This is a genomic window from Mycobacterium sp. ML4, from assembly GCF_054515735.1.
Map to the genome: position 1 here is coordinate 92,466 of NZ_JBTNSY010000002.1, position 16,000 is coordinate 108,465.

Below are 16,000 nucleotides of genomic sequence, written 5' to 3' on the forward strand. Positions count from 1 at the left end.
GGGCTGCGCCCGCAACGCATGGGACGATGATCTTGGCCGAAATGGATGAGAGGCCCCGATAGGGAGATGGACAGGGAGAGTTCGTGTCGCCGAGACGCTGGTTGCGCGCGGTCGCCGTCATAGGGGCGACCGCGATGCTGTTGGCGTCAAGTTGCACGTGGCAGCTCAGTCTTTTCATCCCGGAGGGCGTGCCACCCCCTGCCGGCGACCCGGTGCCTCCGGTGGACACCCACGCCGCCGGTCGTCCCGCTGACCAGTTGCGGGAGTGGGCGGAAGCTCGCGCCCCCGCCTTGGAGATGCCGGTCCTGGCGCTGGAGGCTTATGCCTACGCCGCGCGCGTTGCCGAGGTCGAAAACCCGAAGTGCCACATCGCCTGGACGACGCTGGCGGGTATCGGGCAGGTGGAGAGTCACAACGGCACCTACCGTGGCGCCACCATAGCGCCCAACGGCGACGTTCGGCCTCCCATCCGCGGTGTGCGCCTCGATGGCAGCGGGGACACGGTGCGCATCGTCGACAACGATGGCGGTCTGCTCGACGGTGACAACGGCGTGGAACGCGCGATGGGACCGATGCAGTTCATTTCCGAGACCTGGCGCCTCTACGGGGTCGACGCCAACAACGACGGCGTTGCCAGCCCGGACAACATCGATGACGCCGCGCTCTCGGCTGCAGGCTATCTATGTTGGCGCGGAAAGGATCTCGCGACGCCCCGCGGCTGGATCACCGCGTTGCGGGCGTACAACAACTCCGGGGTCTATGCGCGTGCGGTGCGGGACTGGGCGACCGCCTATGCGGCGGGTCATCCCTTGTAGAAAGATGTACCGCCGGGGGCCGCAGCAGGGCCAGAGCGCAAAGGAGAACCCAGTGCCGATTATCGAGCAGGTCGGAGCCCGCGAGATCCTTGATTCCCGCGGCAACCCGACCGTCGAGGTCGAGGTCGCGCTGATCGACGGAACTTTTGCCCGCGCCGCGGTGCCCTCGGGCGCATCGACCGGCGAGCACGAGGCGGTTGAGCTGCGCGACGGGGGCGACCGGTACGGCGGCAAGGGGGTGAAGAAGGCCGTTCAGGCTGTGCTCGACGAAATCGGGCCGGCGGTGATCGGGCTCAACGCCGACGACCAGCGCTTGGTCGACCAGGCGCTGGTGGACCTCGACGGCACGCCCGACAAGTCCCGCCTGGGGGCCAACGCGATCCTGGGCGTGTCGCTGGCCGTGGCCAAGGCGGCGGCGGATAGTGCCGCTCTGCCCCTGTTCCGGTACCTGGGCGGGCCGAACGCCCACATTCTGCCGGTGCCGATGCTGAACATCCTCAACGGCGGCGCGCACGCCGACACCGGAGTCGACGTCCAGGAGTTCATGGTGGCGCCGATCGGCGCACCGAGTTTCAGCGAGGCGCTGCGGTGGGGTGCCGAGGTGTACCACGCGCTGAAGGCCGTGTTGAAGAAACAGGGGTTGTCCACCGGTCTGGGCGACGAGGGAGGGTTCGCTCCGGACGTTGCCGGTACCACCGCGGCGCTGGACCTGATCAGTCGCGCCATCGAGTCGGCAGGGTTGAAGCCCGGCGTCGACGTCGCGCTGGCCCTTGACGTCGCGGCCACCGAGTTCTACACCGAGGGCGCCGGGTACAGCTTCGAGGGCTCGGCCCGAACCGCCGACGAAATGACGGAGTTCTACGCCGGACTGCTCAACGCCTACCCATTGGTGTCCATCGAAGATCCTCTGTCTGAAGACGATTGGGACGGGTGGGCCGCCCTGACGGCAGGAATCGGCGATCGCGTCCAAATCGTCGGTGACGACCTGTTCGTCACCAACCCCGAACGTCTCGAGGAGGGCATCGAACGCGGCGTGGCAAATGCGTTGCTGGTCAAGGTGAATCAGATCGGAACTCTGACCGAGACGCTGGACGCTGTCGCCCTGGCCCACCACAGCGGATACCGGACGATGATAAGCCACCGCAGCGGCGAGACCGAGGACACCACCATCGCCGACCTGGCGGTGGCGGTGGGCAGCGGCCAGATCAAGACGGGTGCGCCGGCGCGCAGTGAACGAGTCGCCAAGTACAACCAGCTGCTGCGGATCGAAGAAGCGCTGGGTGATGCGGCCCGTTACGCCGGTGATTTGGCCTTCCCGCGGTACGCGGTGGACCCGAAGTAGCTTGGCCGCCAAGCCCGATCCGAAACGGCGATCCCCGGCATCCCGCCCGGGGAAACCGGGCGATTCGGCTCGGGCGCGTCGCTCGGCCACCCCGTCGGCCAAGCCGTTCTCCAAGCCGCTGTCCAAGCCCGCCCAGACAGCTCCCGATGAAAGCCGTTCCGGTGGTTCGTTGCAGGAGCACGTGGTGGACCCCATCAAGCGTTCCTTCGCCGAATCCGTTGAGCAGCGGTCTGATCAACGGTTGGGATTCACCGCGCGGCGGGCCGCGATCCTGGCCGCGGTGGTGTGTGTGCTCACGCTGACCATCGCCGGACCGGTGCGCACCTACTTCTCTCAGCGCACCGAGATGGCGCAACTGTCGGCGACCGAGGCGGCGCTGCGGCGTCAGATCGCCGAGCTGGAGCAACGCAAGGGGCAGCTGGCCGACCCGGCTTACATCGCGGCACAGGCCCGCGAGCGCCTCGGGTTCGTCAAGCCGGGTGATATTCCGTTCCAGGTTCAGCTTCCGCCCGGCGCTGCGCCGTCACCGCAGCCGGGCGCGGAGGTGTCGGGTGCCGCCAAGAACGAACCCTGGTACACCTCACTGTGGCACACCATCGCCGATGCGCCGCACCTGCCGCCCGCGGCCGGCCCGCCACCTGAACCCACGGCTTCCGGTGGTTGACCCGGCCGACCTGGCCGCGGTGGCGCGCCAGCTCGGCCGCGAGCCGCGCGGGGTGCTGGAGATTTCCTACCGGTGCCTCGACGGGGAAACTGCCGTGGTCAAGACCGCGCCGAAGCTTGCGGACGGCACTCCGTTCCCGACGTTGTACTACCTGACGCATCCGGTGCTCACCGCAGCGGCAAGCCGACTGGAGACGACGGGGATTATGCGCGAGATGACCGAAAGACTAGGGCAGGATCCGGTTTTGGCTCTCGCGTATCGGCGGGCGCACGAGTCCTATCTCGCCGAGCGTGACGCGATCGAACCACTGGGTACAACGTTTTCCGGGGGTGGTATGCCCGATCGGGTTAAGTGCCTGCACGTCCTGATTGCGCACTCGTTGGCCAAGGGGCCCGGAGTGAATCCTTTCGGCGACGAGGCCCTGGCGCTGCTGGCCGCCGAGCCGGTTACCGCGAATTTGATTGGGAGAAAGTGGATTTAACAAGGATCGCGGGTATCGATTGCGGCACCAACTCGATTCGGTTGCTGATCGCCGATGCCGATGGCGGGCGGTTGCGTGACGTTCATCGCGAGATGCGCATCGTTCGGTTGGGGCAGGGTGTGGACGCGACGGGCGAGTTCGCGCCCGAGGCGATCGCCCGAACCCGGACGGCCCTGACTGACTACGCCGAACTGCTTCGGGTGCATAAGGTTTCGCGGGTGCGAATGGTTGCCACCTCGGCGACGCGCGATGCCGCGAACCGCGACGTGTTCTTTGCGATGGCGGCCGAGGTGTTGGGAGCGGTCATTCCCGGCTCGGTTGCCGAGGTGATCACCGGCGCTGAGGAGGCGGCCCTGTCCTTCAGCGGTGCTGTCGGTGAATTGGACAGTGCCGAAGCGCCTTTCGTGGTTGTCGACCTGGGCGGCGGGTCGACGGAGATCGTGCTGGGAAAGGCCGCGAACGAGGTGGTGGCCAGTTACTCGGCCGATATCGGCTGTGTGCGGTTGACTGAACGGTGTCTGCACTCCGATCCACCGTCGCCGGGTGAGGTGGCGGTGGCCCGGGAACTCGTGCGTGAGCGACTGGGCGTTGCACTGCGTGAGGTGCCGGTAGCAGGGGCGCGGAGCTGGATCGGGGTGGCCGGGACCATGACCACCCTGGCTGCGCTGGCGCACAATCTGCCGAAGTATGACGCTGGGGCGATTCACCTTTCGCGGGTTCCATGCGGTGAGCTCCTGGCGGTCTGTGACCGCCTGATCGGGATGACACGCGCTGAGCGCGCCGCGCTGGGGCCGATGCACGAGGGTCGCGTCGACGTGATCGGCGGCGGGGCGATCGTGGTGCAAGAGCTGGCTCGCGAGCTCGGCGCACGGGCCGGGATCTCCGAGCTGATCGTCAGCGAGCACGACATTTTGGACGGGATCGTGTTGTCGGTTGCGGAGTGATTGCCCGTTCGGGGGTCCCTGCTACGTAACGATGTTCACTTACGCCTCACCAGTACCCAGCCGGAAGTGTGTGGCTCATTGCCCGCCTCATAGCGACAGCTCAGCGACATCACCTGCACACCCGAGGGTTGTCGCTATGGGCCGGGCAGTGAGGCACTCGCCCGAGCCGGGGACGGATGTGGCTCGTGGGACTGGCGGGGTGCGTGCCGGTCTCGTTCCCGCCACCCGAGGGTTGTCGCTATGAGGCGGGCAGTGAGGCACTCGCCCGAGCCGGGGACGGATGTGGCTCGTGGGACTGGCGGGGTGCGTGCCGGTCTCGTTCCCGCCACCCGAGGGTTGTCGCTATGAGGCGGGCAGTGAGGCAGTCGCCCGGGCCGGGGGCGGATGTGGCTCGTGGGACTTGCGGGGCGCGTAGGCCTGGCCGCAGGCGGCCATCGAGACACGGGTCCTGTTGGAGGGGCGCGTGTGGGGCTGGTGCCGGGTGTCCGCGCTAAAGTACCGCGGCACTACGCCTGACTGGCGGGACTTTCCATCGCCGTGCGACCGTGTGCGGCGTGCCCATGTGCCTGCGCGGAATCGAACTTCGATACGTACTCACCTGGCACCTTTGGATACAGGGGCCGGCCACCATAGCAGAACTGACGGACGCCCTTACCTGGCACGGTTTCTGCGTCAGCGGCCGCGCATCAAAGACCATCTCCGACGCACTGCGGTGGGAGATTGTGCGCGGGCGGGTATACCGCACCCGGCGTGGCAGGTACGCGCCCGCGGAAATGCCGCGCGGCACCGAGTACCGCATCCGCCAACGGGTGCTCGACCTGCGAGAAGCCGCGCTCCCGTACCGTCAGGCTTCGAATCGGTAACCCATGCCCGATTCGGTCAGCAGATGCTTGGGATGCGACGGGTCATCCTCGAGTTTCCGTCGCAGCTGAGCCAGATACACGCGCAAGTAATGGGTTTCGGTCGCATACCCGGGCCCCCACACCTCCTTCAGCAGCTCCTCACGGCCGACCAGCTTCCCCCGGTTCCGGGCCAGCACTTCGAGCATGCCCCACTCGGTGGGCGTCAAATGGACCTCGGCGCCACCCTTGGTCACCTTCTTGGCGGCCAGGTCGATGGTGAAAGCGTCGGTTTCGATGACCGGCTGGTCCATTTCAGAAGCCGCCGCATTGCGCCGCACCGCCGCCCGCAATCTGGCCAGAAACTCGTCCATGCCAAAGGGTTTCGTCACGTAGTCGTCGGCGCCCGCATCCAGGGCCTCCACCTTGTCAGACGAGTCGCTGCGGGCCGACAACACGATTACCGGTGCCGAGAGCCACCCACGCAGACCCGCCAGCACGTCGATTCCCGAGATGTCCGGCAGACCGAGGTCGAGGATTACCACGTCGGGCGGATGCTCGGCGGCGGCTCGCAAGGCTCCCGCCCCGGTCGAGGCAGTGATCACCTCGTATCCGCGCACGGTCAAGTTGATGCGCAACGCCCGCAGGATGTGTGGCTCGTCGTCGATCACCAGCACGCGGGTCACGAGGCATCCTGTGGCGCAGCAAGATCCAGCACTACCGTGAGCCCGCCGCCGGGTGTGTCACCCGCTGCGATAGTGCCGCCCATGGCCTCGACGAAGCCGCGCGCCACCGACATTCCCAGACCCACGCCGGTGGTGTTGTCGTGATCTCCGAGCCGTTGGAACGGTTCGAAGATCTGTTCCTCGGTGCCGTGCGCAATGCCCGGGCCCTCGTCAATGACGTTGATCAGCACTCGATCACCGACGCGGCCGGCATTGACGCGCACCACGCAGTCGGGCGCGTAGCGCAGCGAGTTGTCGATCAGGTTGGCCAGCACGCGCTCGAGCAACCCGGCGTCGGCCATCACCACGGCGTCGCCGACATCGACTTTGACGCGGTCGATCGCCGATCGGAAGAACCCGGTGGCTCCCCTGCCGATACTGACCAGAGCCCGCTGCACCACTTCCTCGAGATACACCCGGTTCAACTCCGGGCGAATCACACCGGCGGCCAGCCGGGAGGAATCGAGCAGGTTTCCCACCAGCGCGGTCAACGAATCGACGGACTCCTCGATGGTGGCAAGTAGTTCTGCGGTGTCCTCGGGCGAGAACGCGACGTCTCCGGCGCGCAGGCTGGACACCGCGACCTTGGCCGCAGCCAACGGAGTACGCAGATCATGGCTGACCGCTGACAGCAGAGAGCGCCGCAACTCATCGGCCCGCACGATCGCCTCGGTGCGGCTGGCCTCCTCGGCGAGTTCACGCTGCTTGATCAGACCCGCGGCCTGGGTGGCCACGGCGTGGAGCACCCGGCGATCCCGGGCCGAAAGCCTTCTCCCGCCCAACAGCATCCAGAACTCGTCATCGCCGACCTCGATGGCGGTGTCGGCGGAATCGACGCTGGCGCAGGGGTCGTTGCCGACCGAGGCGACGATGCGACTCCGGTTGCGTCCGTCTGCGATCTCCTCGCGCAGCATGCTCACCGCGCGCTGTGAATAGGTCTCGCGCACGCGCTCCAGCAGGGTTGCCAGGTCCGCACCGCGCAACACCGATCCGGCGAACAGTGTCAGCAGCTCCGCCTCCTGTGAGGCACGGCGGGCCTCGCGCGACCGTTTGGCCGCTCCGTCCACCAGCACAGCGACGGCCACGGCGATCAGCAGCAGTACCAGCTCGGTCACCGCGCTGTTCGGCTCGGCGATGGTGAAGCTGTGCCGTGGTGTGATGAAAAAGTAATTCAGCAGCAGCCCGGACAACACGGCCGAAAGGGCCGCTGGCGCAACGCCGCCCAGCAGACCTACCAGCAGCACGCCGACGAAGAACAGTGCGCTTTCTCCGCCGTTGTCGAGGTACCGGTCCAGCCAGGCCACCGTGCCGAAGCAGATCAGCGACGGCACGATGACGGCCGCCAGCCAGGACACCGCGCGACGTTCCCGCCGCGATATCGGCGTAGTGCGAATTCCGCGCCTGGCTTCCTCGTGGGTGACCATGTGCACGTCGATCTTGCCGGAATGCTTGACGATGGCGGGGCCGATGCCTTCGTCGAAGATGCGCGCCCACGGCGGCCGCCGGGAGGTGCCGATCACCAGCTGGGTCGCGTTCATCTCGCGGGCGAAATCCAGTAGGGCGTTGGGTACGTCGTCACCGACAACGGTATGCAGGGACGCGTCCAGGCTGTTGGCCAGCTCGCGGATCTTGCTCATCCTGGTCTCCGACAAGCTGGCCAGCCCGTCACCGCGTACCACATGAACCACCATCAGCTCGGCGCTGGACTTCGAGGCGATCCGAGAAGCCCTGCGCACCAACGTCTCCGACTCGGGACCGCCGGTGACGGCGACGACGACGCGCTCGCGCGCCTCCCACATCGCGGTAATTTTGTTTTCGGCGCGGTACCTGGCCAGTGCGGTATCCACCTGGTCGGCCAACCAGAGCAATGCGAGTTCACGCAATGCCGTGAGGTTGCCGCGACGGAAATAGTTGGACAGCGCGGCATCGACCCGTTCCGGGGCGTAGACGTTACCGTGAGATAGCCTGCGGCGCAGAGCTTCCGGAGTAATGTCGATGAGCTCAACCTGCGACGCCTGCCGCACGATCGAGTCGGGTATCGTCTCCTTCTGCTCTATACCGGTGATCTGTGCTACGACGTCGTTCAAGCTCTCCAAGTGCTGGATATTGACCGTGGAGATCACCGCGATGCCGGCATCGAGTAACTCCTCGACGTCCTGCCATCGCTTGGCATTCTTACTGCCCGGTGTATTGGTGTGTGCCAGCTCGTCGACCAGCACGACCTGTGGGTGGCGCGCCAGCACGGCGGGAACGTCGAGTTCGGGGAAACTGCTACCACGGTACTCGATGAGGCGTGGCGGGATGGTCTCGATGCCGGCAAGCAGCTCAGCGGTTTTCGCTCGTCCATGGGTTTCAATCACTGCCGCCACCACGTCGGTGCCGCGCTCCAGTCTCCGGTGCGCCTCACCAAGCATCGCGAACGTCTTACCGACCCCCGGAGCGGATCCGAGATAGATGCGTAACTCACCGCGCTTCGTGCGGTGGTCCCCAAGGCTGACGTCGGTCACGTCAACCATCATCCCTCCGTTGCCCTAACCCGTAAGCGGGTATCGGCGGTCGAGTTGCAGGTTGAGTTGCAAGACGTTGACGCACGGTTCTCCGAAGAAGCCAAGGGCGCGACCGGTGCGGTACTGCGCCAGCACGTCCCGGATGTGCTCCGCTCCAACGTGTCGCGCCCTGGCCACCCGTGCCACCTGAAGTTCGGCGTAGGCCGGCGAAATGTTCGGGTCGAGGCCACTTCCGCTGGCGGTCACCGCGTCGGCGGGTACCACCGGGTCGGCCGGCGCGGCACCGCGGATCGGCACGATCTGCCCGATCGAGTAATCCTCGCCGTACCTGGCACACTCCACGCGGACGCCCTCGTACGTGGCCAGGAACGGGGTTTTCGTCGTCTGGCACGGTTCGTTGACGCTGATGACCCGGGCCGGGTGGATGACGCTGCCGCGAGCATTACGGGGCCCGATCACCGACAACACGGCGCCGACCCCCCCGCCGGTGCAGAACGGACGTGACCCGTCCACCCCTTCGAGCTCGGCAACCGCCAAGCTGCGTGAGCACACCTGCGTCAGCAGGCTTGGCTTGTAGCCGTCCCCGGTTGCGGCCAGCGTGTCGACGATGTTCTCCGGCCCGAGATTGCTCGCACCCGTGGACAGGGGGTCGTAGCCGGCGCCGGCCGCCGAAGGCCGGCTCTGGAAGTACTGCGGTAACGCATTGCCGCGCGCGTCGGTGAACAACTGACCGATGAGCCGGCTGCCGACCGCTGCTCCGTTGACGGTGATGATCGATCCTTCGGCATGGTCGTGCAGTCCCGGAAGCCGCGCGATCAGCCAGACGAACGACGGATAGGCCAGTCCGGTGACAAAGGTCAGCACCAGCAGTGCCCGCAACGCAGCCCAGTGGATGCGGACGGAATTGGAGAACTTCATGTCAGGACATCCCAGGGACGAATCGGATGATCAGGTCGATCAGCTTGATCCCGACGAACGGGGCGACGATACCTCCCAGTCCGTACACATATAAGTTGCGGCTCAACAGCTTTGACGCACTGCTGGGCGTGTACCGCACGCCGCGCAGCGACAGCGGGATCAGCATGACGATGATGATCGCGTTGAAGATCACCGCCGACAGGATCGCCGACTGCGGGCTGTGCAGCCGCATCACATTCAGCAGGTCCAGCCCCGGAAACAGGGTGACGAACATCGCCGGGATGATCGCGAAGTACTTGGCGATGTCGTTGGCGATGGAGAACGTGGTCAACGCGCCGCGGGTGATCAGCAATTGCTTGCCGATCTCGACGATCTCGATCAGCTTGGTGGGGTCGGAGTCGAGGTCGACCATGTTGCCGGCCTCTTTCGCCGCCGAGGTGCCGGTGTTCATCGCCACCCCGACGTCGGCCTGCGCCAGCGCCGGCGCGTCGTTGGTGCCGTCGCCGGTCATGGCGACCAGCTTGCCGCCTTGCTGTTCACGCTTGATCAACGCGAGCTTGTCTTCGGGAGTGGCTTCGGCGAGAAAGTCGTCGACACCGGCCTCGTCCGCAATCGCTTTGGCGGTCAACGGATTATCACCGGTGATCATCACGGTGCGGATGCCCATCCGGCGCATCTCCGCGAACCGTTCGCGCATGCCCTGTTTGACGACATCTTTCAGGTGAATGACGCCCAGCACCCGTGCCTTGTCGGAGGCGTTGCCGCCCCGGCACTCGCCGACCACAAGCGGTGTGCCGCCGCCGGCCGAGACGCCGTCGACGATCACGCCGAGCTGCCTGGGCACCTCACCGCCCTGTGCACGTACCCATTCCGCGACCGAACTGGCCGCGCCCTTACGCAGTTGGTGATCGTCGAGGTCGACACCCGACATGCGCGTGGCCGCCGAGAATGTGACCCACTGGGCGTGAGCGAGTTCGCCGGGCGTACGCGCGCGCAGCCCGAAGTGCTCCTTGGCGAACACCACCACTGAACGCCCTTCCGGTGTTTCGTCGGCGAGGCTGGACAATTGCGCGGCATCGGCCAGCTCCTGCGCTGATACTCCGTCGACCGGGATGAAGGCCCCGGCCTGCCGGTTGCCCAGTGTGACGGTGCCGGTCTTGTCCAGCAGCAGGGTGTTGACGTCGCCGGCGGCTTCCACCGCGCGCCCGGACATCGCCAGCACATTGCGCTGTACCAGCCGATCCATCCCGGCGATGCCGATGGCCGAGAGCAAGGCACCGATCGTGGTCGGGATCAGGCACACCAGCAGCGACACCATGACGATCCCGGTGACGCCACTTCCGTTGAGTGCCTGGGTATCCGGGACACCGGGATTGTTGAGCTTGGAGTAGATCGCCAACGGTTGCAGGGTCGCGACGGCGAACACGAAGATGATCGTCAACGCGGCGAGCAGGATATTGAGCGCGATCTCATTGGGTGTCTTCTGCCGGTTGGCGCCCTCGACGAGCGCGATCATGCGGTCGATAAAGCTCTCGCCGGGCTTCTGGGTGATCTTGACGATGATCCGGTCGCTCAGCACCGTGGTGCCACCGGTGACCGCCGAGCGATCGCCGCCGGATTCCCGGATCACCGGGGCCGACTCGCCGGTGATCGCCGACTCGTCCACCGACGCAATGCCTTCCACCACGTCGCCGTCTCCGGGGATCACCTGCCCCGCCTCGACGACGACGATGTCGCCCTGCTGCAGCATCGGGGCGGCGACTTCCTCCTCCACCAACGGGCCGCCGGGTGACCAGTCGGTGAGGCGCCGCGCCAAAGCCTGGGTCTTGGCCTTGCGCAGCGCCTCGGCCTGGGCCTTGCCGCGGCCTTCGGCCACCGCCTCGGCCAGGTTGGCGAAGATCACCGTGAGCCACAACCAGACCACGGTCAGCCAGGCGAACCAGGTCGGGCCGATGACGGCGAGCACGGTAGCCCACACGGCGCCGATTTCGACGATGAACATCACCGGATTGCGCCACAGCGTGCGTGGGTCGAGTTTGCCCAGCGCCTGCGGAACCGACTTCCACAGCATCCTCGGATCGAGCAAGCCGCCGGATAGCCGCCCGGTGGACGCGGTCATCAGTGAATCCCTTCGGCGAGGGGGCCCAGCGCCAGCATAGGCAGGAATGTGAGGGCAACGAGAATCAACGTGACCCCGGCGACCATTCCGACGAATTGGGGCCGGTGGGTGGGCAGGGTGCCCGCCGATTCCGGTGTCGCGCCCTGTTTGGCCAGCGAACCGGCCAGGGCGAGTACCACAATGATGGGCAGGAACCTGCCGAAGACCATGGCCAGTCCCAGAGCGGTGTTGTACCAGTCGGTATTGACGCTGAGCCCTGCGAAGGCCGACCCGTTGTTGTTGGCCGCAGAGGTGAACGCGTACAACACCTCCGACAGCCCGTGCGGCCCACCGTTGAGCATGCCGGCGCGTTCGCCCGGCAACGCTATGGCGATCGCAGTGCCGGTCAGCACAATCAACGGTGTCACCAGGAAATAGCTTGCGGCAAGCTTGATTTCGCGGGGATTGATTTTCTTGCCCAGGTATTCCGGGGTGCGCCCGACCATCAGGCCGGCCACGAAGACGGTGATCACCGCCAGGATCAGCATGCCGTACAGGCCCGAACCGGTGCCGCCCGGGGCGACTTCGCCGAGTTGCATGTTGAACATCGTCATCATGCCGCCGAGGCTGGTGTAGGAGTCGTGGAACGAGTCGACGGCCCCGGTGGAGGTGAGCGTTGTCGCGTCGGCGAAGACGGCCGAATCCGCTACCCCGAACCGCTGCTCGACTCCTTCGGTCGCCGCACCCAGCGCAGTGGGCACGGTGCCGTGGTGCTGCAGCTGGAACCACATCAACAACGACACGCTGATGCCGGCCAGCGTCGCTATGACCGCTGCGATCGCGTAACCCTGCTTCTTGCTGCCGATCATCCGCCCGAACGTGCGCGGCAGCGAGAAGCTGATCACCAGCAGCAGGAAGATTTCCAGCCAGTTCGTCCATGCGCTGGGGTTCTCGAACGGGTGCGCGGAGTTCGCGTTGTAGAACCCGCCGCCGTTGGTGCCCAGTTCCTTGATGGCTTCCTGGCTGGCCACCGGCCCACCGGTGATCGTCTGCTGTGCACCGCGCAACGTGGTGACGACCTGGTCATGCAGGTGGAAGTTCTGGATCGCCCCGCCTGCGATGAGCAGCGTCGCGCCGACTACCGCGACGGGAAGCAATATGCGCAGCGTGCCGCGAACCAGATCGACCCAGAAATTGCCCAGCTCGCCGGTGCGCTGGCGGGCGAACCCGCGCACCAGCGCGATCGCCACCGCCATGCCCACGGCCGCCGACACGAAGTTCTGTACCGCCAGCCCGGCCATCTGAACCAAGTGTCCCTGCGTCGATTCTCCGGAGTAGGCCTGCCAGTTGGTGTTGGTGACGAAGCTGACCGCGGTGTTCCATGCCAGGCTTGCCGTCATCTTGGTGGCGGGGTCGTGCAGGTGCATCGGCAAGACGGGCTGCACCAGCTGAAACACGTACAGGAACAGGATGCTGATCGACGAGAACGCCAACACGCTGCGCGCGTAGGCACCCCAGGTCTGTTCTGCGCGCGCATCCACTCCGATCAGGCGGTACATCAGTGACTCGACGCGAAAATCTTTGTCCGAGCAGTACACCCGGTACATGTAGTCGCCGAAGGGCACGTGTACCAACGCCAACGCCGCGATGAGAACGACGAGGAAGATAATCCCCGCTGCCGTTGTGGTCACTAAAACTTCTCCGGAAACAGCAGTGCCCCAACCAGAAACAGGGCAAGAACGACTGCCAGTATCAGGCTGACGATGTTCTGATAGCTCATAACCGCTCGACCAACTTCTGCATCAGGCCGAGCAGGGCGAACACCGCCGCGGTCAGGGCGATGTATGCCAGCACGCTCATGGTCAGACTCCGTCCGGTCTAGTTCGTGTGCCTTTTGCGAGCCACATCGAGCCGCAACGCAGTCTCGTAGGGCAAAGCCAGCTTGAAACTAAACCCACCCCCACCACAAGGGCCGTTGGTTGACGTTTTCCTAACACCACCGCGGCCCACCTTTCCAATTTCTTAACGGCACATCGTGATGCGCAGCACTATCATGCCGTTGAAAACAACGTGTCTCAGCGAGTTTCGCGAAATGTGGCGATCAGGTCCCGGCGGCCCCGAACCGTTTGATCATCGGGATCCGCACCCGAAAGACCGTCTCGCCGTTGGCGGATTCGGCGCAGACCGTACCCCCGTGCGCCTTGACGATCGAGTTGACAATCGCCAGGCCCAGTCCGTGACCGGCGCCGTTGGAGCGCGCCTTGTCTGCGCGGACGAACCGCTCGAAAAGATGAGGCAGGACCACGGGGTCGATGTCGGGCCCGTCGTCGGTAACCGTTAATTCGGCGTACGGGGCGTTCGGACCCTCAGACGGAGTTCCCGGGTGGCAAGTGATCGCAGTAGTCACCGTGACGTCGGGGTGAGTGTGGACCCAGGCGTTCGTTAGCAGGTTGCTGACGGCCTGATGAAGCCGGGCATGGTCTCCGTTGACCCACACCGGCGTGTCCGGCAGCTTCTTCACCCAGCGATGCGTCGGCGCCGCCACCGCCGCGTCATTGACCGCGTTCATCACCAGGTCGGTGAAGTCCAGGTCTTCGGCCTCTAGATCCTGGCCTTCGCCCAAGCGGGAGAGCAGCAGCAGCTCGTCGACCAGCGACGCCATCCGCCGCGCCTCGGACTCGATGCGCGCCAAGGCGTATTCCGTGGTCGGTGGCAACGCCGAGCTGTCCTGACGAGTCAACTCGGCATAGCCCTGGATGGCGGCCAGCGGCGTGCGCAGCTCGTGACTGGCGTCGGTGATGAATTGCCGCATCCGCAAATCGGATTCGACGCGATGCGCCAGCGCGCTGTCGACGTTGTCGAGCAATCGGTTGAGGGTGTGCCCCACAATGCCGACCTCGTTGTCCGGGTCGGTGTCTTCCGGCCGGACTCGCACCCTGATCTGGTGGTCGTCATCGGCAAGCGGCATGGCAGCGACCTCGGCAGCGGTCGCCGCGACCCGGCTCAACGGGCGAAGCGCGTAGCCCACGACCCAGGCCGTCAGCGCCGCCGTAATCACCAGCGCGGTCGCGACCAACAACGTGGTGGTGAGTTGCTTACGCGCGATTATCTGGTCGGCGAGGTTCAGTGAAACCCCGACCACTAGCCGGTCGGACCCGACGGTGCGGCTGTCAACCTGGTGGGGTCCGAGGCTGCCCAGGGCCTGGGTCCGCGGCGGGCCGTCGGTCCACGATTCAGCTTCGATGGCACGGACGACGTCGGGCGGCGCGGCTCGCGGTTCGTCTTCAGAGAAGACGGCCGAAGCGACGACTTTGCCGTCGCGCACGACGGCGATCAGGTTTCCGGGAGTCTGACCCGTGAATTCCAGCAGCGCCTGGGAAATTGGCGGGATGCCGCTGTGGACCGAGGCGTGTTCCCCATTGCGGTACCGGCCGTAGGCATGAGTGAGCGCATGCATCGACTCCGCGACTTCGGCGTCGTTCATCGCGGTGACATAGCCGCGCAGAGTCAATACCGACACGGCGCCGACGGCGACGAGGACGAGCGTCACGACCGTCAGGACGCCCAGCAACAGCTGTCGTCGCAACGAACGAGGGAGCCACCGCGGGATCTGGCGGTCCCCCGTCATTTCCAGCTCATTGCGGTGGTCGAAGCATGTATCCAATGCCACGGACGGTGTGGATCATCGGCTCTCGGTCGGCGTCGATCTTCTTTCTCAGATAGGAAATGTACAGGTCGACGATGCTGGTGCGGCCGGCGAAGTCGTAGTTCCACACGCGGTCCAGGATCTCGGTGCGGCTGAGCGCACGCCGCGGATTACGCATCAGGAACCGCAGCAGCTCGAACTCGGTCGATGACAGTGACAGGGGAGTGCCGCCGCGGGTGACTTCTCGGCTGGCGGCGTCCAGCTTGAGGTCACCTACCTTGAGGGACTCGTCGGCCGGTGGGGCCAGATGGCTGGAACGGCGCAGCAGTCCGCGTAGCCGGGCGACCAACTCCTCGAGGCTGAAGGGCTTGGTCATGTAGTCGTCGGCGCCGGCGGTCAGCCCGGTGACCCGGTCCATCACCGAGTCGCGCGCCGTGAGGAACAGTGTGGGCGTGTAGGACTCGGATTCCCGGACCCGCTGCAGGATCTGCAGGCCGTCCACGTCGGGCAGCATGATGTCGAGCACCAGTACGTCGGGGTTGATCCTATCGAACTTGGCGATCGCTTCGCGCCCGTTGTGCGCGATCTCGACGTCCCAGCCCTCGTAGTGCAGCGCCATCTTGACCAGATTGGTCAGCGCGGGTTCGTCGTCGACCAGCAATACACGAATGGGTGAACCGTCAGCCCGGTTGATCCGGGGCAGCTGACCCAGAATCGCCTGGCGTGGACGTTGGCTGCGCGCATATCCCTGCATTGCCGTCATATTCGTACACTCTTTCAAGCACACATATGGTTGTCACGGTCTTCATAGAATTCTCAAATCTCAAAGAGGCTGACGTCGGCGCCCGAGCTCGCGGTAAACAGCTATCGAAAACGCCAAAAACATTGCCGCACAGGAATTTTGGCCTGCATTATCGACGGCTGAACGTGGCCTTCTCGCCGAACGGCATCGTTGTTCGGAAAAATATTCCACGTCAAAATTATTCGCCGGCGGCATCATTGCCGGCGGCGCGTACGGGAC

The 16,000-nt window shown here is 65.5% G+C and carries 14 protein-coding genes; 6 read left to right on the plus strand and 8 right to left on the minus strand.

All coding sequences use genetic code 11. The features are described from left to right. Window positions 1-83 precede the first annotated feature (83 nt). From ACX9NE_RS02405 to ACX9NE_RS02430, 6 genes are all read left to right on the plus strand, one after another. Complete coding sequence (locus tag ACX9NE_RS02405; protein ID WP_459359971.1) at window positions 84-815, plus strand: lytic transglycosylase domain-containing protein; 732 nt, start codon at window positions 84-86, stop codon at window positions 813-815. Window positions 816-867: 52 nt separating this feature from the next. Then, window positions 868-2,157: a phosphopyruvate hydratase gene (eno, locus tag ACX9NE_RS02410; protein ID WP_459359970.1), complete on the plus strand. Its 1,290-nt coding sequence runs from the start codon at window positions 868-870 to the stop codon at window positions 2,155-2,157. A gap of 1 nt (window position 2,158) precedes the next feature. Next, window positions 2,159-2,821: an FtsB family cell division protein gene (locus ACX9NE_RS02415; RefSeq protein WP_459359969.1), complete on the plus strand. Its 663-nt coding sequence runs from the start codon at window positions 2,159-2,161 to the stop codon at window positions 2,819-2,821. Continuing rightward, on the plus strand, window positions 2,814-3,302 hold the full coding sequence (locus ACX9NE_RS02420) for a DUF501 domain-containing protein (RefSeq protein ID WP_459359968.1): 489 nt from the start codon (window positions 2,814-2,816) through the stop codon (window positions 3,300-3,302). Before ACX9NE_RS02415 ends, ACX9NE_RS02420 begins: the two co-directional genes overlap by 8 nt. Then, the gene (locus tag ACX9NE_RS02425; RefSeq protein WP_459359967.1) at window positions 3,293-4,246 is read left to right on the plus strand and encodes a Ppx/GppA phosphatase family protein; all 954 of its coding nucleotides are present in this window, start codon (window positions 3,293-3,295) and stop codon (window positions 4,244-4,246) included. The genes ACX9NE_RS02420 and ACX9NE_RS02425 overlap by 10 nt, the downstream gene beginning before the upstream one ends. 560 nt (window positions 4,247-4,806) lie before the next feature. Beyond that, window positions 4,807-5,109: a hypothetical protein gene (locus ACX9NE_RS02430; RefSeq protein ID WP_459360066.1), complete on the plus strand. Its 303-nt coding sequence runs from the start codon at window positions 4,807-4,809 to the stop codon at window positions 5,107-5,109. On the opposite strand, the gene ACX9NE_RS02435 is transcribed toward ACX9NE_RS02430, so the two are convergent. The 8 genes from ACX9NE_RS02435 to ACX9NE_RS02470 form a co-directional block, all read right to left on the minus strand. After that, complete coding sequence (locus ACX9NE_RS02435; RefSeq protein ID WP_459359966.1) at window positions 5,091-5,771, minus strand: response regulator; 681 nt, start codon at window positions 5,769-5,771, stop codon at window positions 5,091-5,093. The genes ACX9NE_RS02430 and ACX9NE_RS02435 overlap by 19 nt on opposite strands. Continuing rightward, entirely contained in the window at window positions 5,768-8,329 is a 2,562-nt protein-coding gene (locus tag ACX9NE_RS02440) for a DUF4118 domain-containing protein (RefSeq protein WP_459359965.1), read from the minus strand. The genes ACX9NE_RS02435 and ACX9NE_RS02440 overlap by 4 nt, the downstream gene beginning before the upstream one ends. A gap of 12 nt (window positions 8,330-8,341) precedes the next feature. Then, window positions 8,342-9,235, minus strand: a complete 894-nt coding sequence (locus tag ACX9NE_RS02445) for a potassium-transporting ATPase subunit C (protein ID WP_459359964.1) — start codon at window positions 9,233-9,235, stop codon at window positions 8,342-8,344. Window position 9,236: 1 nt separating this feature from the next. Further along, window positions 9,237-11,354 (minus strand): potassium-transporting ATPase subunit KdpB, encoded by a 2,118-nt coding sequence (gene kdpB / locus ACX9NE_RS02450; protein WP_459359963.1) that lies wholly within the window; start codon window positions 11,352-11,354, stop codon window positions 9,237-9,239. Continuing rightward, window positions 11,354-13,024: a potassium-transporting ATPase subunit KdpA gene (gene kdpA / locus ACX9NE_RS02455; protein ID WP_459359962.1), complete on the minus strand. Its 1,671-nt coding sequence runs from the start codon at window positions 13,022-13,024 to the stop codon at window positions 11,354-11,356. The genes kdpB and kdpA overlap by 1 nt, the downstream gene beginning before the upstream one ends. Beyond that, window positions 13,024-13,113, minus strand: coding sequence for a K(+)-transporting ATPase subunit F (gene kdpF / locus ACX9NE_RS02460; RefSeq protein ID WP_459359961.1), 90 nt, complete (start codon window positions 13,111-13,113; stop codon window positions 13,024-13,026). Before kdpF ends, kdpA begins: the two co-directional genes overlap by 1 nt. 321 nt (window positions 13,114-13,434) lie before the next feature. After that, entirely contained in the window at window positions 13,435-14,961 is a 1,527-nt protein-coding gene (locus ACX9NE_RS02465) for a sensor histidine kinase (protein ID WP_459359960.1), read from the minus strand. 7 nt (window positions 14,962-14,968) lie between these two features. Further along, the gene (locus ACX9NE_RS02470) at window positions 14,969-15,742 is read right to left on the minus strand and encodes a response regulator transcription factor (RefSeq protein WP_459359959.1); all 774 of its coding nucleotides are present in this window, start codon (window positions 15,740-15,742) and stop codon (window positions 14,969-14,971) included. Window positions 15,743-16,000: the final 258 nt, after the last annotated feature.

Bases quoted from the DNA above. Each gene is read 5' to 3' on its own strand.
- kdpF (WP_459359961.1), bottom strand. From the start codon at position 13,113: ATGAGCTATCAGAACATCGTCAGCCTGATACTGGCAGTCGTTCTTGCC.
- kdpB (WP_459359963.1), bottom strand. From the start codon at position 11,354: ATGACCGCGTCCACCGGGCGGCTATCCGGCGGCTTGCTCGATCCGAGG.
- ACX9NE_RS02430 (WP_459360066.1), top strand. From the start codon at position 4,807: ATGTGCCTGCGCGGAATCGAACTTCGATACGTACTCACCTGGCACCTT.
- ACX9NE_RS02465 (WP_459359960.1), bottom strand. From the start codon at position 14,961: ATGACGGGGGACCGCCAGATCCCGCGGTGGCTCCCTCGTTCGTTGCGA.
- ACX9NE_RS02440 (WP_459359965.1), bottom strand. From the start codon at position 8,329: ATGATGGTTGACGTGACCGACGTCAGCCTTGGGGACCACCGCACGAAG.
- ACX9NE_RS02445 (WP_459359964.1), bottom strand. From the start codon at position 9,235: ATGAAGTTCTCCAATTCCGTCCGCATCCACTGGGCTGCGTTGCGGGCA.
- ACX9NE_RS02470 (WP_459359959.1), bottom strand. From the start codon at position 15,742: ATGACGGCAATGCAGGGATATGCGCGCAGCCAACGTCCACGCCAGGCG.